The 19486-nt window shown below is 62.4% G+C and carries 24 protein-coding genes; 6 read left to right on the top strand and 18 right to left on the bottom strand.

From position 1 onward, the window contains the following. The first annotated feature begins 25 nt into the window (after positions 1-25). Together dapB and nth are read left to right on the top strand one after the other, a co-directional pair. The gene (dapB, locus tag AC4GYU_RS07110; RefSeq protein ID WP_491086193.1) at positions 26-736 is read left to right on the top strand and encodes a 4-hydroxy-tetrahydrodipicolinate reductase; all 711 of its coding nucleotides are present in this window, start codon (positions 26-28) and stop codon (positions 734-736) included. Continuing rightward, complete coding sequence (gene nth / locus AC4GYU_RS07105; RefSeq protein WP_491086192.1) at positions 733-1410, top strand: endonuclease III; 678 nt, start codon at positions 733-735, stop codon at positions 1408-1410. Before dapB ends, nth begins: the two co-directional genes overlap by 4 nt. On the opposite strand, the gene alr is transcribed toward nth, so the two are convergent. The 17 genes from alr to AC4GYU_RS07020 form a co-directional block, all read right to left on the bottom strand. Then, positions 1370-2389 carry an alanine racemase gene (alr, locus tag AC4GYU_RS07100; RefSeq protein WP_491086191.1) on the bottom strand — a complete coding sequence of 340 codons (1020 nt, stop codon included), beginning with the start codon at positions 2387-2389 and terminating at the stop codon, positions 1370-1372. The two genes, nth and alr, sit on opposite strands and share 41 nt — an antisense overlap. Before the next feature lie 79 nt (positions 2390-2468). Next, positions 2469-3326 carry an outer membrane protein gene (locus AC4GYU_RS07095; RefSeq protein WP_491086190.1) on the bottom strand — a complete coding sequence of 286 codons (858 nt, stop codon included), beginning with the start codon at positions 3324-3326 and terminating at the stop codon, positions 2469-2471. Between the two features lie 114 nt (positions 3327-3440). Next, the gene (locus tag AC4GYU_RS07090) at positions 3441-3938 is read right to left on the bottom strand and encodes a DUF2793 domain-containing protein (protein ID WP_491086189.1); all 498 of its coding nucleotides are present in this window, start codon (positions 3936-3938) and stop codon (positions 3441-3443) included. A 15-nt stretch (positions 3939-3953) separates the two neighbouring features. Further along, entirely contained in the window at positions 3954-6023 is a 2070-nt protein-coding gene (locus tag AC4GYU_RS07085) for a GTA baseplate fiber-binding domain-containing protein (protein WP_491086188.1), read from the bottom strand. A gap of 1 nt (position 6024) precedes the next feature. After that, a complete protein-coding gene (locus AC4GYU_RS07080) occupies positions 6025-6411 on the bottom strand; it encodes a hypothetical protein (protein ID WP_491086187.1) in 387 nt (128 codons plus the stop codon). Next, on the bottom strand, positions 6404-7207 hold the full coding sequence (locus AC4GYU_RS07075; RefSeq protein WP_491086186.1) for a DUF2163 domain-containing protein: 804 nt from the start codon (positions 7205-7207) through the stop codon (positions 6404-6406). The genes AC4GYU_RS07080 and AC4GYU_RS07075 overlap by 8 nt, the downstream gene beginning before the upstream one ends. Next, on the bottom strand, positions 7204-9495 hold the full coding sequence (locus AC4GYU_RS07070; protein WP_491086185.1) for a DUF2460 domain-containing protein: 2292 nt from the start codon (positions 9493-9495) through the stop codon (positions 7204-7206). The genes AC4GYU_RS07075 and AC4GYU_RS07070 overlap by 4 nt, the downstream gene beginning before the upstream one ends. 45 nt (positions 9496-9540) lie before the next feature. After that, the gene (locus AC4GYU_RS07065; RefSeq protein ID WP_491086184.1) at positions 9541-9951 is read right to left on the bottom strand and encodes a phage tail tube protein; all 411 of its coding nucleotides are present in this window, start codon (positions 9949-9951) and stop codon (positions 9541-9543) included. After that, positions 9951-10340, bottom strand: a complete 390-nt coding sequence (locus AC4GYU_RS07060) for a hypothetical protein (RefSeq protein ID WP_491086183.1) — start codon at positions 10338-10340, stop codon at positions 9951-9953. Before AC4GYU_RS07060 ends, AC4GYU_RS07065 begins: the two co-directional genes overlap by 1 nt. Beyond that, a complete protein-coding gene (locus tag AC4GYU_RS07055) occupies positions 10340-10663 on the bottom strand; it encodes a phage head completion protein (RefSeq protein WP_491086182.1) in 324 nt (107 codons plus the stop codon). Before AC4GYU_RS07055 ends, AC4GYU_RS07060 begins: the two co-directional genes overlap by 1 nt. Further along, positions 10660-11181, bottom strand: coding sequence for a head-tail connector protein (locus tag AC4GYU_RS07050; protein WP_491086181.1), 522 nt, complete (start codon positions 11179-11181; stop codon positions 10660-10662). Before AC4GYU_RS07050 ends, AC4GYU_RS07055 begins: the two co-directional genes overlap by 4 nt. Further along, positions 11181-11462 (bottom strand): phage fiber-tail adaptor protein, encoded by a 282-nt coding sequence (locus AC4GYU_RS07045; RefSeq protein ID WP_491086180.1) that lies wholly within the window; start codon positions 11460-11462, stop codon positions 11181-11183. Before AC4GYU_RS07045 ends, AC4GYU_RS07050 begins: the two co-directional genes overlap by 1 nt. A gap of 181 nt (positions 11463-11643) precedes the next feature. After that, a complete protein-coding gene (locus tag AC4GYU_RS07040; RefSeq protein ID WP_491086179.1) occupies positions 11644-13818 on the bottom strand; it encodes a pectate lyase family protein in 2175 nt (724 codons plus the stop codon). Positions 13819-13865: 47 nt separating this feature from the next. Beyond that, positions 13866-14978, bottom strand: coding sequence for a phage major capsid protein (locus AC4GYU_RS07035; RefSeq protein ID WP_491086178.1), 1113 nt, complete (start codon positions 14976-14978; stop codon positions 13866-13868). Between the two features lie 39 nt (positions 14979-15017). Then, positions 15018-15440, bottom strand: a complete 423-nt coding sequence (locus tag AC4GYU_RS07030) for an HK97 family phage prohead protease (protein ID WP_491086177.1) — start codon at positions 15438-15440, stop codon at positions 15018-15020. Between the two features lie 4 nt (positions 15441-15444). Continuing rightward, entirely contained in the window at positions 15445-15765 is a 321-nt protein-coding gene (locus AC4GYU_RS07025) for a DUF6127 family protein (RefSeq protein ID WP_491086176.1), read from the bottom strand. Beyond that, on the bottom strand, positions 15762-16745 hold the full coding sequence (locus AC4GYU_RS07020) for a phage portal protein (protein ID WP_491086175.1): 984 nt from the start codon (positions 16743-16745) through the stop codon (positions 15762-15764). Before AC4GYU_RS07020 ends, AC4GYU_RS07025 begins: the two co-directional genes overlap by 4 nt. A gap of 410 nt (positions 16746-17155) precedes the next feature. On the opposite strand from AC4GYU_RS07020, the gene rpsF reads away from it, so the two are divergent. The 4 genes from rpsF (at position 17156) to AC4GYU_RS07000 (ending at position 18971) form a co-directional block, all read left to right on the top strand. Continuing rightward, positions 17156-17542 carry a 30S ribosomal protein S6 gene (rpsF, locus tag AC4GYU_RS07015; protein WP_491086174.1) on the top strand — a complete coding sequence of 129 codons (387 nt, stop codon included), beginning with the start codon at positions 17156-17158 and terminating at the stop codon, positions 17540-17542. 3 nt (positions 17543-17545) lie between these two features. Further along, positions 17546-17770: a 30S ribosomal protein S18 gene (gene rpsR, locus AC4GYU_RS07010; protein ID WP_264883537.1), complete on the top strand. Its 225-nt coding sequence runs from the start codon at positions 17546-17548 to the stop codon at positions 17768-17770. 12 nt (positions 17771-17782) lie between these two features. Continuing rightward, positions 17783-18379 (top strand): 50S ribosomal protein L9, encoded by a 597-nt coding sequence (gene rplI / locus AC4GYU_RS07005; RefSeq protein WP_491086173.1) that lies wholly within the window; start codon positions 17783-17785, stop codon positions 18377-18379. A 154-nt stretch (positions 18380-18533) separates the two neighbouring features. Next, positions 18534-18971, top strand: a complete 438-nt coding sequence (locus AC4GYU_RS07000; protein ID WP_491086172.1) for a hypothetical protein — start codon at positions 18534-18536, stop codon at positions 18969-18971. Between the two features lie 30 nt (positions 18972-19001). Here the strand turns inward: AC4GYU_RS07000 and AC4GYU_RS06995 are convergent, their stop codons facing one another. After that, positions 19002-19403 (bottom strand): DUF6456 domain-containing protein, encoded by a 402-nt coding sequence (locus tag AC4GYU_RS06995; protein WP_491086171.1) that lies wholly within the window; start codon positions 19401-19403, stop codon positions 19002-19004. Positions 19404-19486 lie beyond the last annotated feature (83 nt).

The following is a 19486-nucleotide window of genomic DNA, read 5'->3' as shown; positions in this document are numbered from 1 at the left end:
TCCCGGCCGGGGCCAAGAAGACGGCATGCGCACCGAAAGCTTGCCGATCCGCCTGAGCCTGATCGCCCCCAATGGCCGCATGGGGAAGGCCATCACCGCCGCCGCCGAAGCTGACGAACGGTTCGTGATCGACCAGGAACATGGCGACGTCATCATCGACTTTTCCGCACCCGAAGCGCTTGCGGCCTCGCTTGACCGTGCCGTCAGGAGCGCAACGCCGATCCTTATCGGCACGACCGGGCTGGACGACTTTGCCGACCGCCGTATCGCGGATGCCAGCGGGAGCGTGGCCGTCCTGCGCGCGTCGAACACCTCACTCGGTGTGGCGCTTCTGTCGGAGCTCGTCGAGCGCGCGGCGAAGGTGCTGGACCGTGGTTGGGATATCGAGATTCTCGAAATGCATCACCGACTGAAGCGCGACGCTCCTTCGGGAACCGCGCTTACCCTCGGAGAGGCAGCGGCGAAGGGCCGTGGCACGCCGATGAGCAGGGAGGATGTCCGTAGCGGCCGTCAGCTCGTGCGGGAGGAAGGTGCGATTGGCTTCGCTTCCTTGCGCGGGGGGACTGTCGTCGGTGATCACGACGTCATCTTCGCCGGGCAGGAAGAAAGGCTGATCCTCTCGCATCGTGCGGAAAATCGAATGATCTTCGCGCGTGGAGCGCTTGCCGCCGCTGCCTTCCTGAAGGGTCGTGAGGCGGGGCTCTACGGCATGCGGGATGTGGTCGGCGCTTTATGAAGAAGGCGCAGGCAGCCGAAATCTTCGTGAGGCTGGCAGAACTCAATCCTGAGCCGAAGGGGGAGCTCGACTGGACGACGCCTTACACGCTTCTCGTGGCGGTCGCTCTCTCGGCGCAGGCAACGGACGTCAGCGTCAACATTGCAACGCGCAAGCTCTTCGCAGTCGCCGACACGCCCGAGAAGATGCTGGCGCTCGGCGAGGCTGGCATCAAGGAGCACATCAAGACGATTGGCCTCTTCAACACCAAAGCCAAGAACCTCGTGCTGATGGCCCAGCAGCTTGTCGACAGATACGATGGGGAGGTCCCGCGGGATCGAGCGGCGCTGGAGGAACTGGCGGGGGTTGGCCGCAAGACGGCCAATGTCGTCCTCAATATCGCCTTTGGCGAGCCGGCGATTGCGGTCGATACGCATGTCTTCAGGGTGGCTAACCGCACCGGCCTTGCGCCGGGCAAGACTCCGCTCGCCGTGGAACTGAAACTAGCCAAGATGGTGCCGGGACCATTCCTGCTTCATGCGCACCATTGGCTGATCCTGCATGGCCGCTACCTCTGCAAGGCGCGAGCGCCGGAATGCTGGCGCTGCCCGATCGTGGATCTTTGTCAGTACAAGCAGAAGCGCCTGATGCCGCCTACCGCCAAGAGCGCGAAAACCGCCGCCCCAGCCCCGTGAACAGCTCATATTGCGAATAGCCAGTCAGGCGCGACGCTTCGACGAGGTTGAAGTCGAGGTCGACCCAGTCCCCCTCGCGTGCGGTCGGCACGGCCGAAACATTAATCGTCACCAGATCCATCGAGACCCGTCCGATCACCGGCAGTGCCTCCCCGTCGATCCGCGCGGTTCCGCAAGACGAGAATGCGCGCCAGTAGCCGTCAGCATAGCCGATGTTGAGGACGGCGGCGGTGATTTCACGGTCCGCGATGTAGGTCGCGTTGTACCCGACCGTCTCGCCAGCAGCCACCTTCCGAAGTTGCACGATCTGTGCCTGCGGCGTGACGACCTGCCGCAGACATTCCGCCGCTTCTGGACGCGGAATGCCGCCGTAAAGGCCGATCCCCGGCCGGACGAGGTCGAACGAATATGCCCGGCCAAGCATGATCCCGGCGCTGTTGGCGAGGCTGTAACGCTCCGCCTGTACCTCGGCGCAAAGCTGCCCGAACCGGTTGAGCTGCCTGTCGTTTAGTGGATGATCTTCATCGGCGCAGGCCAGATGACTGTGCAGTGTGTGAATTCGCAGGTCGCGGAGGATTGGGAGCTCATCCAGCCCGAGCCCTAGCCGATTCATTCCCGTGTCGACCATGACATCACAAGGCTGGTCGCAATATGGGCTGGCGAGCCATCGGGCGACCTGATCGGCACTGATGAGCACCGGCCGTACGCCGGCAATCGGCTCATCAGCAGGCCCGAAACCGTGAAGGACCGACAAGGAACCGTGCGGCAGGAAGGATAGCTCGGCGGCTTCCCACCAGGTCGAGACAAAGAAGTCGCGGCAGCCACCATCGAGAAGTCGCTTGGCAACCTCGGCCGCGCCTAGACCATAGCCATTGGCCTTGATCGCCGCCCCCGCTGCGACACCCGAAAGGGTCGCGAGGGTGCGGTAATTCTCGCTCAGCGCTGACGCATCGCAACGAAGCTGGAGGGGATGATGCATCGCCCGGCCTTATCGCCGGGCGGAATTCCGGTCGAGTGGCCTGGCCCCTCACAATGGAAGAGCCAGGCCAACAGGAGGTTTAACCGCGCTCGGGAGCCGGAGCCGGCGGCGGCGGCGGCGGCGGCGGAACCGAGCAGCTATCGGTCGCGAGGATGACCGAACCGTCCGCACAGGTCTGCGTCGCGGGAGGTGGCGGCGGCGGCGGCGCGATCACGGGTTCGGGCGCCGGCGGCAGCGGAGCCGGAGCGGCACCGAAGTTCACAAGCACGCTCGCAAGCAGCGAATGCGACTTGAAGCGACCGGAAACGCTCTCCGTCGCGAGGCTTGACGTATCGTCGCTGAAGCTCAGCTTCGAGCGGAAGTAGCGATACTTGAGACCAAGATCGACGGCCGTGCTGACCGGAACTCGCATGCCGGCGATAAGCTGCCAGGCGAAAGAATGGTCCTTGCCGCGCAGATCCGTACCGGCCGGGACGCCCGGGCCGGTGATGTCGGACTTGTGGCTGAAGCGAGCGATGCCCGCGCCACCGCCGGCATAAAGCTGCAGGCCATCGTTGACCCCGATGTCGAACAGCGCATTGCCCATGGCCGAAATGACGGTGGTGCGGCCCGAGATTGCTGGACGGCCGGTCGTCGGCAGGACCGACGGGCTGACGGTGAGGTCGGACGCGTTGGCGCGCTTGTAGCCAAGTTCGCCTTCGGCCCGGATCAGACCGAAGTCATAGCCGGCAAGGAAATCGGTATCGATCCCCGAGCGGTGCTCGACGATGAGTCCGTTGTCGACATTCAGCGTGTTCAGCCGATAGTCCAGCTTAGTCTTTTCCGGCTTGATGACGCCGACTTCCAGACCGATGTACGGCGTGCCGTCGCGCGCCTGCGCGGTAGACGAGAGCGCGATGAGAGCGGCTGCTCCAGCGAGCGCCAATTTCGAAATCATGGGTCAGGCCCCTCCTTATGTTCGAAGGGGCCTTAATAGTGGCTGTCGCCCGGCTGTTCCGACCTTTGTTGCATCCCTGCAATCTTTATGGCTTCGTGTTGCCGTTGCGCCTCACTAAGAGGCAATCAATCCGTGAGATCGCAGGGCCGCCAAGATCGACGAGATGGCTTGCCGGGCTTCGACATCAACGCTCGTGCCACCAGTCGGCCCCGTGATCGCCGCAAGCTGGTTTCCGATCACTTTCTTTCCGCCAATCTCGACATGCTGCGCCTGCATCACCCCGAGCGACCATTCACCGGACTGGAAGCGCCGCTCAAGCATCGTAACGGAATCAAGCACCTTCATTCCGTCGAAGGCATTGATGAAACGCCACCCGCCGGCAGTAGCAATGGCGAGCGCATTCGCATGATTTGCCCATGTCCCCGACGGAGAAACGCCACAGATATAGAGCGCCCCCTCTTGAGGGTCAGACGGAGGCGTATCACGCGGCCCGCCCGAGCATACCCCCCGACAAATGCCATCCAGGACGAGGAGTGCCTCGTTGTGTGTGACCTCTTTCTGGCCCTGGCCGGCGACGAGTAGCGGCAAATCGAGGTTCGGAGTATTCGCCACGACAGAAATCCTCAGTCAGCTGAATTGATGAACGAACTCGCGGCTCAGAGCATGGCTACCGATTTCCTGGAGCCGGATGGTCCACGGCTTCGGCCCGAGCGGTTGCAATTCTGAAGCTGCGAATGTGGCTTCCGGATGTGTGACGTCCTTTTGGACCGCGCCTCCTGCGCCTTGCAGGATAACTCGATAGGCAAGCGCGCCGAGCGTCGGCGCCTCGATGAAGTCTAGCCAAGCGCTCGCCTCGCGCGAACATCGGGTCCAGTGCATGGAAAGCGAGCCAGCCGCTTCCTCGAGCCGCAGGTGGCAGGGGCGCCAGGGCCTGGACGATCGAGCCTCCAGAGGGCCAAGCATCGCTTCAACCAAGGCTCCGTCGACCGCGTTGGTCGACGCCCGGACCTCGCTCCCAATTGTCTCGAGGGGAAGACCAAAGACTTCCGTTGATGCCCCGAGCAAGGTGAGCGCGGCACCAATCGGGTGTGCGACAGCAGCTTCGGTGTCGAAGCGGCCGCGAATTAAGTGCCTCAGGGTATAACGCGCCGAGCCAGTGGGGATCGCTTCCCCGAACTGGATATGCTCAGAACCGACGACAATGGCATTCCGTCCGCTAAGGAGGCCAATATCGGCACAACTCGTCAGTATGGGGTCGCTGTCGAATTGGACGTGAAGCTCGTGTTTGTCGTCGAAAATGCCCGGAACGCCTGGCGGCAAGACGTTCTGCAGGATGCCGATGGCCCCCGAACGAACTCCAACAGCGAGATCCCTGACCATCGCTCCGGCCCGCAGTTGCACTCCCAGTTGGCCGGATCGGCCCGACGCGATGAGAGAGACGGCAGGTCCTTCGGCGTTGGTCTCATTCACGGCTTCGACGACCGCCAATCGCAGAGGCTCGTTAGTAAGCCGTTCCCTGGGGGGAGCAGGTCCGGCCTGCTTGACAGCCGGGAAAGCCGAGGAGAACCTGCCGAGGACGAGCATGACCGCCTCTGCGCCAAAGTGCTTTTCACACACGCGCAGCCGCTCCGCAGGGTGATCAAGGGGAGCGACTGCGTCGCCAACGCCAATGTGCAGGAAACTGTTGGGTAGTTCCAAGATTGTCTTCTGCTTTTCGAGGCAGGCATTGCTCAGCTTCCTCAGCGCCAAAGATTGCGCAGACGCGGCGGCCATGGCCACCGGTAGATCCACAGTCGCGAGGCGCGCCTGACCGGGAAGACGCGCGCTGCGCTCATCCGCAATGAAGTCTCGGTCCGGGTTAAAGAACCGAACCGAGATTTTGGTCGGAGCCTCTTTTTGACTGGGAAGCGTTCGGTGCTCGTTGAAAGGGACGTTCCAAAGATCCTGCGGGATTAGATGGACAATTTCAGTGTTTTGCGAAGCCCAATCCCCGTCGCAGGACAGCCTGATGTCAAAGGCCTGAATCACCCCTTCCAAACACTCAGCCAAGGTGTGGCCATCAAGCGCAAAGCCGCTCACGCTCGATGCCAGTTGACCAGGATCTCCCTGCCCCAAGCAAGCCTCGAAAATGCTAGGGGGTTCTGATCCGATCAACTCGACGGTGATCTGCGGGATACGATTGCCGAAGGTAGAAAGATCGAAGTCTTCGAACAGTAGGTAGCAAAGATCTCGGTACCCGGGGGCATCATCAAGGCCTTGCGCTGCAGCGATGAGCGGATCGGGAGACTGATCACCTTCGCCCCTGTGCAGGCGGTATGAAAAAGAAATCGACTGGGTACCCGTGTCGTCACGGATGAGGCGCCCATCTGCCCAGATTCGTCGAACTGCGGTCATCGGAGCGCTCGAAACAGCAAGTGCGAAACTGACGCTGTAGCTGTGCGAGGATCCATTCTTGCTCACGGTCAACGCGGGCACGAGGTCGCTGACCCAGATCACCACCCCGGCAACACGCATGGTGCCATGCACGGCCGGAATGTCGTCGCCATATTGCGAAGACTGCACACGAAGGTCGCTGATCCGTCTGCGACCGCCACCGCGGATCTCTCGATCAAGCTGTCTTCCGGCGAAACGCCCCAAGGCGCTGCCCAATTGTCCCCCGAGCGCGCCTCCCACTGCCCCTAAAGCCAAGGTTGCCAACTCAGCTCTCCCGCAAGGTGTAGAAGCGCGCTTCGCCGCGCCATGGAAGCATCACGGGCTGCTCCACGACGCTGCGAAGACGAAGATCCGCATGTATAAAGCTCGCTATGCCCATCACGGCAAAGTGAAAGCATCGGGGAAGCTTCAGGACGAGCAGGTCGTTCTGGTCCCACTCCGGAACGTGCCGCGCGTCGAAGTGAGGCCGGACGGCGTCCTCGATCTCAGCCCAATTGCCGTCATCAAGACGATATGCCGGGATCGGGGGCAGGGTAATGGGGAAGGCTTCGACCACCAATCCAAGGCAGTCCAGTCCGTGACGCGGATCACGCCCTTGAGGACGAAAAGACGTTCCGATTAAGGTCTTCGCCTTCTCGAACGGACTAAGCACCTGGATAGCGCAGCAAAACGTCCGTGCCGGGCAGGTGTGGTTCACCCCGGAAGTTTGCGGCGTTGCCAAAACGGTCACTGCATGTTGCGAGCTGCCCATCGCAGCCCTCGAAAATCAGCAAGACGTCGCCCGTCGCGATTTCACCCCTGGGTTGGTCACGCAACGTAACCCAATCCTCACTGACATTGAGGATAATGGCCTCGAGCCCGGCATTGACGCCGGTGACCCACCGCGCGACACCGAAGTTGAATTCCGCACCGAGAACTTGGCTGCAGCGGATCTCGCCCTCGCTGCTTTCGAGGACGGTTACCCGTTTCCTCCTGCTACGCATTGCGACACCGCATCGTTGATCGCCCAGCACTGCACGACACTCCGGGCTCGTCTTTACGCAAGGCACTTCGGCTAGGCGCGTCGGCAGCAGGTCAACGTTCGCGGTCACGGCACCACCCTTGACCGTGATTGTGCCGAGTCTGCCTTCACACAGTTTTCTGCTCGGGGAAGCCTCGTGCCAGCTCCCCCAAGAGAGCTGCAGCGTCGCCCCGTCCCATCGTCCGATCTCAAGATCTGCAAGGGTAAGCGCTGTGCTTGAAAGCCCCTCGCCGAGCATGAACTCACTGCCGAACATCGTGTCGAGGAGCGAGATCTTCGCCGGCGCAAGACCCGATGCGGGGTCGTATAGTACGCCCCCGCGGTGAAGAGGGCCATCATGCCCAACTCCGGCGAAACCAGCGCCATCAACTCGCTGACAGCACCAGAAATAGCAGCCCGTGGTCACCTCGCTGAACGTCGGGCTCATGCCTCGCGAACCTCGATCAGTGCCACCGACAGGACCTCGCCTGCCAAATACGTGTGATGCGATACCCGCAGTTGGTCGTTCTCGAAGCGAACGGGCACGTCGAACTCAAACCCCGCACGCACTTCAGTGCCGCTGGGTGGAGGATCGTCGAACTCGATCACGCCCTTCTCGACTAGCGTCCAGCTGTCGGAGACTACGCCGGCGACCGAGACGAGAATGGATCGCGGATCGGGCCGCGTTATGCGGCGCTCCTCGCCGTCTCCATAGGTCTTGATCAGCGGAAATTGGCGTCTGGTGCCATCGCCCGTTCCAAGCCTGATGTCAGCGGCGGTCGGAATGTTACCGACGTCGCAGCTGCTGCTGTCGGTCGGGTCGCGGAAGCGAAAGCTGTGCGCGTTGCCACGCATGGCTCGGAAGAACTGAAGAAGCACTTCGATGTCTTCGAGGCTGCGGACGCCCTGACCGACATCGAACCGCGTTCGAGACTGGGCCCAGTTTGCGTTACGATATTCGAAACCGCCCGTCGTCGTGAAGATGGTCGTTGAAAACTCAGGTTCGACACTCGCCCGGTTGCCAAGGCTGAGCGGGAAGCGGACGTCCTTGAACGAGTCCACGTCGTCTTCTCCATCAAAGATCGTCAGGCTGTCGCGCGAGACTTGGGGAAGCGCCCACAGAAATACTTCGCTGAAGCCTTCCGCCAGCGCACTGTTCAATGCCGCGAGGATGGCGGACCAGTCCTCGCTGACACTCGACGGCCGCGCGAAGCCGGCAAAATAGTGCGCCCGGCTCCGCGTCGCGCCAAGCTTGATCAAAGCCGCCGACAAAGCATTCCGGCGGCGAGTGTCGATCTTGTCCGTGACAAACTCATAATCTTCGAGTTGCACGACATCGAATGCATCTGCCCAGGCAGCAGGCATATTGACCCGGTCGAGTTGCACCCCGTCCAGGCGATAGATCCCAGGCAGATAGACGAGGACGTGCGAAATCAGAGCAGGGTGGAGCTCCCGGACCCCTTCGACGAGCCCGAATGTCGCGGAAGCAAGAAGTGCACCTGCCTCGTCCAGCGCGGTGAATTGCGCAGCATCCAGGGGGATCGTGACATCCGCAATTTCGGAATGCGCCGACCAATTCTGCCGTGCTACATCGTCGTAGATGCAAAGCCGGCCTTCCGGCGACGTCCACCACCATGGCTCGCCGATCTGAAGGCGAGGCTCAAGCCCTGCATCGACAGCCAGACCGACGAAAATTCTCGCGACATCGCCCAGGTAGGCCATGGCCGGTGCGGACGCAGGGGATAGCAACGTGCTGGGTGGCTCGTACCCCGTTTGCGCTGGCGCTCCATCGAAAGCCCGTTGTTTCCACGCGTCCGGGCAGAACATGTCGAGCAGTTCAAACGATAGCGACCAGATAACTTGGTATCCCCGCGCCGCGGCGATCTCAGCGAAGCTTTCGTGCCACCGGCGAGCGGGCGTGCACACGGGGGTCGCGGCATCGACAATGCCGCTCCCGGTCATCGACGGGTAATGGCTCATGCCCACGTAGTGATTGATGAGTTTCCGATAGCCTAGGCATTCGAGGCTATCGATGACGCGCTCGGGCGTCAGGTGATAGCAATCGTCATAGGCAGTGGCGATGCGCGCGCGATGCTCGGGGGTAAATGCATCGTTGATCGCGATGACGCTTCCTGAACCGCTGCACTCGATTTCCGACAGCGTCACTTCGGCGTCGATCGGGCTTGGCCAGGCCGCCTCGCTCCCCTCGACAAAGCCGGAAGGGACGAGAGAGATGAAGATGCGATCCACATCCTTCGAATAAACGGGCTCGCCATCCGGTCCCGGTGCAAAACCCGCTTTCAGCGTGTCAAATGGCAAGGTGACGACGGCATCGTCCGGCCCGCCTTCGGAGTAGTTCCACAGCCGAACGTACCAGGCTCGCTGATTCCCGCCCTCGTCGCGGCCTTCGATCGTCAAGGTCGGGCCGTTCACGGCGTCGAGCGGCATCAGCCCAGTCGACCGCCACCGAAATTTCAGTTGGCAGTGCGAATAGTCTCGGTCGGGCCTTCGGCGCTGGCCCGCGTGAATGCCTTCGTCGCTCGAGCTGTAGATGAGACCCGCAAGGTCACCTTCACCACCGAATGCCAGTGTAACTGTGAGCTTCGCCTCGCCGGGATGCGACACGACCGCGGCGCGGGTCGTTCTCGGAAAGTCGACGGTCCAGTGGCTCGGCTCGAAGCGTTTCGTCCAGCCCTGACGCAGACCCATGTCTGCCCGCGTGAGCCAATGTCGCATCCATCGCTCCTGGTAATGTCGCCGCACGGTCGCTCACATGAGCATTTAGATGAAAGAGATAGGCCCCGCGCTGCCTAGCCTGACGACGAAAGCAGCCTCCTCGCCCGGCTCGCTGCTGACTTGCAGTTCGAGCACGACGAACTCGCCTCTTGCCGTTCGTTCACTGTTGAGATCGCACTCGCCGACGAATGTCTTGCCACTGGTTGCGAGGTCTACGAGGATCGCGTCGACGGTCGGGGCGAGACACGGGCCCGATGCGCTGAGTTCGAGCGACCCTACGCCCGCACCAGACAGCAGCCGGCGCCACGCACCATCATCGATCGTCGTGGCTTCAACTCCTGCCCGCGACAGTGACCACGTCGTCACGCGCGTTCCGTTTATCGGCAAAAGATCCCCGTTGGTGTCCGGGCCGGCAATACGGATGTCCGCCAGCGACGGGCTGGTGAAACTGCCCATCACGCGCCTCCTGCCGCAGTCTCGAAAAATCGCACCCGCATCGAAATGATGCTCGCCCAGGGACCAGCGGCATTTCGTTGCCGCTTTCTGCTTGCAAGCTGCCAGCTCGTGGCCATCCATCCCTCGATCATGGGTGCCGCAAAGCCAAGCTGCTCGATCTCCCCCTCGATCGTGAGCAGCCGCTGAGGCTGATCGTCCCAAAGAGCAATCTCGATGAACAGGTCGCGCCCGGCGTGCGCCTTGCAGCTGCAGTCCTTCTCCTCTGCGCAGTTCACGACGAGGTAGGGATATGGAGCCCGGGCCGGGACGTCGCCAAACACTCCGCTCAGGCCAGCTATGTTGGTGAACCGATCAGCGACCGCCTTCTGCATCTCTGCCGCAAGAGCCATCAGCGGAGCTCCTCACAACGCAGGACCAACCGATCGCGTAGCCCAGGATCTTCGAGGAGTTGACGGATCACGAGCCGCCTTCCCTGCCAACGGATCTGCATGTCGACCGCAAAGGGAAGATGCGGGCGCACGGTCAGGCGCCATTTCGGCATGGCGCTATACGCCATGGCCTCAGAAAGCGACGCAGTTCCATCCGCTTCCACCTTGGCGAGGCAAGTATCGACCAGGCGCCATTCCTCACCGGTCGCGCCGGTGGCGAACTGCGGCTCAAGCGGCCGCCATAGTTCGACCCGCGTCCTGAGCTGGCCGGCGAACTCCGTCACCGGCAAAGTCCTGCGCGGCGATACGGCCGCCATAAGGCCGTAACCCCATTTGGAATGTCGCCGCGAGGATCGTCTCGATTGGCATAGAAGGAGGCTGCAAGTCGCAAAATGCCCTGCCGGAGGGGCTCCGGAATGTCATTGGGGCTCTCCCCGTGGCCAGCGACGCCTTCCACGCGAAAAGTGCCTACTCCACTCAAGCCGGCAACGAACGCACGTCCATCGTGATCGATATCTACGCGGTAGGTCGAGGCGGGCACCAAGGTCGGGCTCTCGCCAACATATATTCCCGAAACTTCACGGATTGGCTGCACCGGCACCAAGCTCCACTCACCCCGTGGCGTAAGGTCGACACTGAACGCTCGAAGCATCAGCGCCTGGTTGATGAAGGCCTCACAGATTTCCGTAGCGCTTCGAAGAAGACCGGCGATGAGCGCCTCCTCCTCCCCCGTCTCGACACGCACGTAAGCCTGGATTTCATCGAGACCCACGCAGAGCATTGGCTTGTCCTGACGCAACATCAGCGGACCTCCACGCGGACGAGGATCGAACGGCTGTCCTCACGCCCGGAATTCGTCGCTACCTGGTTGAGAAGACGATAGAGCTTTCCCGGCTGCCCACCGCTGATCTGCACCGTCGAGATTGCCGCGTCGAAGCGCGCGCCGTCGATCGTCACGCCGCCGGGTTCGACAGGAACGACGCTCCAGTTCGACTCGGCCAGACCGTCGTCATCAAGGTATCGAGCACCCCAGTCGACGGCATAGTCGAGCGAGCTGGAAGGGTCCTTCAGGACAAGGGTCATGCCATTTTCCTTAGCGAGCCTCGGGGATGACGAGCGCGTCGGACAGGGCCGTGATGGTGCGCTTCGGGGGTGTCTTTGTGTTTTGATCAGAACCGGCGGTCGCCTGCGCTACGGGCGCGGCCGACAGCGCGGATGAAGCAATGCTCAAGGCTCGCTCCTCCTGCTCGTGTGTGGAAGACAATCAGTTGATGAGGCCGTGGCCCCTGAGTGCCCCGTCATAGCTGACGACCCGCGCCTCGAGCGCTGCGATGCGGTTCAGCGCCCCTTGCAATTCGCCTTGCGCGTATGCGGCCGAGGCAGTGCCTGCCGCCGTTGCCGCGAAAGCGCCTTTGCTCCCGGTTCCGGTGGCAGCAGTCCAACCGGTGTTTCGAGCGCCGACGACCTGCAATCCATCAATCTTCACGACCTTCCCGGTATCGAGGCTCAGGCCGGCGCTATCGATCTGCAGCGTTCGCGCCCCGCCCACCGAGAACCAGTGCCACAGCGCACTTTGGTAATAGAGGACATTGCTGTCGTAGCCGAAGAAGCCGACCTGCGTTCCGTTCCAGCGCATGCGCATGCCCGCGGCACCGCCACCGCTTGCCGTCCGCCAGTCGATGACGGCGCCGGCATCTGCATCGTCGCCGATCTGACCGATCGCCCCGCCTGGGCCGCGCAGGACGAACCCGGATTCGGCCGTCAGCGAATTGTTGGCGACATGAAGACCGTCGTACGAACCATAGACGAAGCAGCCCGTCCCTTTCGTACCATTCTCCTCATGAAGGCCGTGAATGAGAACGGCGCGACCGTAGAGCTGATTTGGACCCTGATCGCCCTCGGAATAGCAGCCGGTGAAGAGAGTACGGCTGTTCAGGTTGGTCGCTGCGTAACTGCCGCCCGAACGATAGGTCGTTCCTGATACCCAGTTGCGAATGTTGTTGGGCGGCTCCTCGGCGGCTAGCGCCCGAATGTAATACCAGCCCTGATTGTCCGCGGTCGTCCCGGATGGCGCATTGACCGAGCACCAGGCCTCCTGACCGAAGCGAACCGAATATAGCTTGCCATTGTGGCGAGCGCGGTTGGGAACGATGACGCTCGCGCCGAGACTGTCGATAGCTGTCCCGTTGGTTGCGGAATGCAATCCGAAGAAGCTATTTCCCAGGAACGAACAATCGAGCACGCCCCACTGGCGGTTCCCGTAAGTGTTTACGTGAATGAAGCTGCACGCATTTGAGTCGCCGCCCTGCAGGTAAATGCCGTTGCGGCACGCTTCGATCGTCGTCCGCGTCACGGCCGAGCAATTGGCATTGCCGCCGTCGGTGCCGACATCGGCGACGATGCGGAGGCCATCGCCCTGGAATTGCGAAACGTAGCAATCCTCGATGGCAGCCGTCTCGCGCAGGTGGAAGCCATAAGCCTCGGCTTCCGGGGTGCTCCCGTGCACATAGCCGCCGCGGAGGAAAAGGCCGCGAAAAAGGCTCTTGCCACCAACATAGGTTCGCTCGCGACTTGCCGAACCACCAGTGGTGCGTTCCGTCTGCGTCCTGATGCCGGTCGTGTTCGCTGCCCAGCGCAGGACGCTCGCAGCGCCTGCCGCGATGCCGATCCCCTCGCCTTCCAGCACGACAGAGAAGTCGGAGATGTCGAGGGTGTTCGAACCGAGGTAATAGTGCCCTTTGGGCACGAATACCCGCGGGGCGCCGACCCCGTATCCAAAGCCGCCCTGAGCGACCGATTTCGCGTAGGCAAGCGCCGCCACGAACGCTGGGCCGTCGTTAGATGTCCCATCGCCAACCGCACCGAACCAGCGCACGTTGATGGGCGCCGTGAATTGCCGCATCCAGACACCTGCCGACCCGCTGGGCGTCGACGCCGGAGGAATGACCATGGCTTGCATGGGATCCGCCGAAACCAGCGCGGCCCTGTCACCCGGGGTAAAAACAAACACCCCCTCGCGCCCAGTCTCGAGGAGCATACGCTGCATGCCGGCGCTCCCGGACAGCGCCGCAAGCGCCGCTCGACTGCTTGCATTGCCAATGCTGTCGGCACCGACGGCGATGTCCTGAACAGCGCCGAACCACTCTGCCGCCGCGACCAGGGAGATGGTCTTCGTGCCGGAACTGAAGTTGGTGAGGGAGCCACGCAAGGGCTGGCGGCTGATGTTGCCGTTTGCCAGCAAGGTGCCGCGGCCGACTTCCCGCTCCTGCGGCTTGTCCTGCCCCTGTACCGAATAATAGAAATTGTCCCCGACCGCGACCGTGTCAGCGAAGCTGGAGAAGCCCTGGACGGCATTGCCGCAGACCAGGGCACCCGTTCCCTGCGTGTTAGAGGTCACCCTGACCATGTCGACAAACTTGGGAGTGAAAAGCTGCGGCATGGTCAGGAGCCTCTTGGGGTAAGGTCAGAAGTCGGGGACAGAAGTCGTCAGGCGAACTTGAGAAGCTTGATCGCTTCCGAGTTCACGACCTGTCCCCCCACCCGCTTCGTCGCGTAGAAATAGACGTAGGGCTTCTTCGAATAGGGATCGCGCAGGATGCTGGTCTCGGCCCGCTCGGTGATGATGTAGCCGGCCTTGAAGTTGCCGAAAGCGATTGAGAGGCTGTTGCCAGCCACGTCCGGCATGTCCTCGGCCTCGATGACCGGATAGCCGAGCAGGGTCGCCGGCTGGCCGGCAATCATCCCCGGCTGCCAGATGAAGGCACCGTCGGTCGTCTTCATCTTGCGAACCGTGGCGGCCGTCGCCGAATTCATCACGAAGACGGCGCCCTGCCGGTACGGCTGCCGCAGCGACTGAACGAGATCGACCAGCTTGTCCTGCGGATTGGTCGCCGGGAAGCCGCCGAGGACACCGGTGCCGATGGTCTGAAGCGTTCCGATCGGGCGAGCAGAATCTGCCGTCGTGGCGTTCGGCGAGGACAGGAAGCCCAGCGGCTGATTGGTACCGGTGCCCTTGACGAAGGCGAGGCCCTCGGCCCGGGCAAACTCCGTCGCGATCTCATTGGCCAGCCAGGCCTCGACATCAAACATGCCGTCATCGAGCATGTGCTGCGAGGCCGCGGGGTTAGCGTAGAGTTCGCCCGATGCAGGGACGATTTCGGTAAAGCTCGGCGTCGCCGTCTCCGGGCGGAGAGCCTCGAAGCCGACCCAGCCCGACGGAGTACCGCCGTTGGTAATCAGCTTGCGGTAGTTGGAGCTGCCGACCTTGACGACATTCGAGATGCGTCGGATCGGCGAAATGGCGACCAGCGTCCGGTCGATGACCTCGTCGATCTCGCGCGGGATTGCGAAACCGCCGGAGGCCGAAGTCGCATTGTCGGCCGACTTGCCTTCCAGCACCGGCTCACCTGACCGCAGGAACGCATGAAATCCGCTGTCGCCGACACTCTTGTGTTCGTCGCCAATATCGGGACGGGCATTGACGACAATATTCTGCCGAAGCTTCGACTTGATGGTGTCGAGTTCGGCGCGCAGTTCCGCCACTTCCGCCTGCGGAAAGGACGCAAACGACTCTTCCAGGGAATCCGCTTTGACTTCCATTCATATTCTCCAGTGTGATTTGAGACTGTCTTTCGGCGCTCACGCCGCGACTTGGTGGACCTGAGCCAGGGGCTGCATCGGCCGACGCACAATGCTCACCTCGAGCAGATCGACCTGATTGAGCTCTCGCCCCTTCGGGCCGGCTTTCGACGCCTCGACCCGGTACCCGAAACTCAATCCTTTCAACGATCCGCGCTTCAGCTCTCGCCCGAGCATCCGTCCGAAATCGTCGTCATTCAGGCGACCGATCACCTGCAGACCACGATGATCCTCGGCGAGGTGCTCGATGACACCCACGACCCGTGATCCTTGATGCTGCCAGAGCAGCGGAATGCTTCGCTCGCGCTTCAGCGTTCGAGCGAAAGCGCCGCGACGGACGATGTCCCCGCCCCGGTCCACGCGATCGAACACCGATGCGTAGCCAGCGAACCGCAGTCCCTGCGGCCCACGTTCAGCAGGCATGATCTCAACCTTCCAGGAGGTCGCGAAGGTTCAATCGGTAGGCGATGCTGACCATGAGAAGCGCGAGGAGGACGCGGACCACCCATCGGGCTGCCGTCTGCCAGGCCGACTTCTTCACGTCCCGCCAGGTGCCGAGCAACTCGCGCAGCTCATCCATGTCGCGTCGTGCCCGTGCGTCCTCTAGGCCGAGCGACGCCAGGGCCCTGCAGGCTCCCGCTTCACTCGCCTCTTCGATCACGGCTTGGAGAAGCACATAGTCGACCTGCTGGCCGCTGGCCGTGACGAGAAGTTGCGCGAGAAGTTCGTCGGCTGCCGGCCGGTTCACGAACGCGGCGCCGACAAAGGTGCGAAGCCCAGCATCTCGCGTTTCTCGTCAGCACTGATGAACTCTGCGGACGCAATCATCGACCAGAGTCGTTCGCGATCCTCGGACAATTCGCTGATCGCATCCGTATCGACCGCGAGCCGGAGGGGGCCCACCCAGTCGGACAGGGCCGTGGACACCTCGCTTACAATTCGCTCGGCCAGCGGAATGATGGTCTGCCGATACAAGGCTCGCCCGGCTTCCCGGAGATTGGCATAGGCCGTGTCACCGGGCAGCCCGAGAAGCACCGGCGGGACACCGAAAGCGAGCGCGATGTCCCGCGCGGCCGCCTCCTTGACCTTGACGAAGTCCATGTCCGTCGGAGTCAGACCCAGCGACTGCCACTTGAGCCCGCCTTCGAGCAGCATCGGTCGACCGGCATTGTCGCTACCGCTGAACTGGCGGTCGATCTCTTCGCGCAATCTCGCAAACTGTGCCGCGCTCAAGGCAGCACCATCGGCGGGCTCATAGCTCAGCGCACCCGACGGCCGGGCGGCATTGTCGAGGAGCGCCTTGTTCCAGCAGCTCGCCTTGTTGTGGATCGCGGCGGCCGCCACCGCCGCCTCGAGGCATCCCTGGCCATATTGCTCGTGCGCCGGGTTCAGCGCTTTCACGTGGATGATCTGCTGGCGTTCGAGCAGGTCGGTCCGCCCAATCCGCACCGGCTTCCGGCCCGGCTTGTAGACATAGGCCTTTGGCCAGCCCCGCTCGTCGGCCTCGACCGTCACCCGGTCCGCCTGCAGGGCAAATAGCTCTGCCGGCGCTCCGAGCGCCTCGATGATCTGAAGATAGCTGTTGCCGTGAAGAAGCAGCGAGGCTGCGACTTGCTCGAGAAGTCGTGGCCTTGCGAGCAGCGCCGCTGATCTCTCATCACCTTCGAGCGCATAGATTTTCAGGGAGCCGACGGCACCTGCGACAAGCCGGACGGCGCGCTGCCCCACGGGATTGCGAAAGAAGACCTCCCGCAATCGCGATTGGTAAGATGCCGGGAACAGCACCCGCTCGTCAGACCCAGGATAAGACAGGAACAGCGACGGAAGGTCCGCCGACTTTCGCCCGAACCACCGCATCGCTCATCCTTTGCTAACCCCAGGGCGTCGTCACCGAATCACCCCAGTGTTGATACTTGTGCCAGATAAGCGTTACGATGTCAATTGGTTTGTGCCTTATTGGTTTGTATTTGGAACGGACTTTCTTAACTCGACAGGGTGAGGTTGTGTTTTCGGGCCAGTTGTGCGAATGCGCCGCGTCCGTCGACCGGTCAGCCGGGAGCGGGCAATCGATAAGAAGACAGCCGGAGGGGCGTCCGCATGGGGCGGGCGCCAGCGATCGGCCAACAATGAGAGAAATCATGCCGCTCTATGAGCATGTCTTTCTCGCGAGGCAGGATCTGGCGCAAGCCCAGGTCGACGCTCTCGCCGAGACTGCGACCAACATCATCACCGAAAACGGTGGCTCCGTCGTGAAGGCGGAAACTTGGGGCCTGCGCGGCCTCGCCTATCGCATCGCGAAGAACCGCAAGGCTCACTACGTGATGCTCGACATCGACGCGCCCGCTGCGGCCGTCGCCGAGCTCGAGCGTCAGACCGGCATCAACGAAGACGTGATCCGTTTCATGACGATCCGCGTCGACGCCCACGAGAAGGGCCCGTCGGCCATGATGCGCCGCCAGGAGCGCGACCGCGGCAGCCGTTCGGATCGCCCGGAGCGTGGCAATCGCGAAGAGATGGGAGCGTAACTCATGGCCCGTGCATTCTTCCGCCGCCGCAAGTCCTGCCCCTTCTCGGGCAAGGATGCCCCCCGCATCGATTACAAGGACGTTCGTCTGCTGCAGGGCTTCGTGTCCGAGCGTGGCAAGATCGTTCCGAGCCGCATCACCGCGGTGAGCACCAAGAAGCAGCGCGAGCTGGCCAAGGCGATCAAGCGCGCCCGCCACATCGGCCTGCTCCCCTACGTGGTCAAGTAAGGAGCCTCTGAGATGGAAGTCATCCTGCTTGAGCGCGTCGAGAAGCTCGGCGCCATCGGCGACGTCGTCACCGTTAAGAACGGTTTCGCGCGCAACTATCTGCTTCCGAACAAGAAGGCGCTTCGTGCCAACGAAGCGAACCGGAAGCTGTTCGAAGCCAACCGTGCAAAGATCGAGTCGGACAATGCCGAGCGTCGCACCGCGGCTCAGGAGTCGGCCACCGGCATCGACGGCAAGACGGTTCAGCTGATCCGTCAGGCTTCGAACACCGGTCAGCTCTATGGCTCGGTTTCGGCCCGCGACATCGTCGAGGCGCTCGAAGCTGACGGCGCCAAGGTCGCTAAGAGCCAGGTCGTCCTCGATCGTCCGATCAAGGCTATCGGGCTTCACGACGTCCGCATCGTGCTGCATGCCGAAGTCGCCGTCACCATCAAGGTGAACGTCGCTCGTTCGCCCGAGGAAGCCGACCTGCAGGCGCAGGGCGTGGACGTCATGGCGCAGATGTTCGAGCGTGATACCGGTGGGTTCACCGAGGATTACGATCCGAATGCCGAGCCCGGCGCGACCGCCGAGGTAACTGAAGAAGAGAGCCCTGCCGAACAGGCCTGATAGCCTCCGCTTCAGGAAAAGAATTGGGCTGCCCGAGAAGATCGGGCGGCCCTTTTCTTTTGCCTGCTCGAGCCCCGCCAAAGACCCGTACGGAACGACCGCTCACTCCCGGGCTTTGTTGACCTGAGTATCGGGGCCATGGAGGAGTAAGAGTATGAACGCCAACGAACGCACGCCCGGCCAGCAGGACGATGGGCAGCAGACAGGTCAGACTTCTCAGCAACCGATCGATGACCAGCGGAAGCAGCCGACCGGCCAGGATCAGCAAATCGGCAGCGACGGCTTTGCCACCGGCCAGGCAGCTTATGGCAACAGCGGCGAAGTTAATGTCCGCGACCAGCAGTCCGACGCCTCGCCGCAGGGCGCCTCGGGCAACGCTCCAGACGAGAGCGGCAGTGGCCTCTTCAGCGCCTCCGCTGAAGACATGGGCAACACAGCCAATGAAGGCATGACCGCTGCCGGCGCACAGCCTGACCAGGAGTTCGCTCCCGACGGTCAGGGCGCACAGGACAGCGAAAGCATGTCGTCGAACCGTAACGGTGTTGATCAGGAACGTTCGCAGCAGAGCGACCAGTCCTCGACCAACGTGTGAGCAAAGAGGGGGCGCGTTTCGACGCGCTCCCTACTTTCCGTCTGGCAGACGATAATAATCGGCCACCCGGTCGAGCGCCATCCTAAGGACCAGCTTGCCCGCACGCGCTGGCCAACCCAACGCCGTCTCGGCGTCGCGCATACCCTCGCCAGCGCAGACGATCCGCCAGAGAATGTCGGACATTCCCGGTCCGCACATATCCACTGCCCCATCGAATCTCTGCTTCGCCCGCACTTGCTGCTCACTCATCGTGAGGCCTGACGAATGGTTACGCCTTCCACCGACCGGAGCCGGATCCCAGCGCATCGTGACATGCGGCGACAGGCACGCCTGCTCCCAATCCTCCCTGAGCTTCTCGCCCGCATCGAACTGCCGGACATCAAGATGCCCGTGCCGATGCAGCCAGCCGAGCGGCGACTCCACATCATTCACAGTGACACTCCGCCTCGCTCCCTTTTGCTCCTTGTTGACCGTGGCCTTTCTCGACTTTCGCTTGGGCAAAGCTTGTCTCCAAT

This window comes from Sphingomonas sp. SP2 (assembly GCF_058313385.1).
Note: the sequence above shows the minus strand (reverse complement) of the source record. Positions and strands in the feature narration are given on the sequence as shown.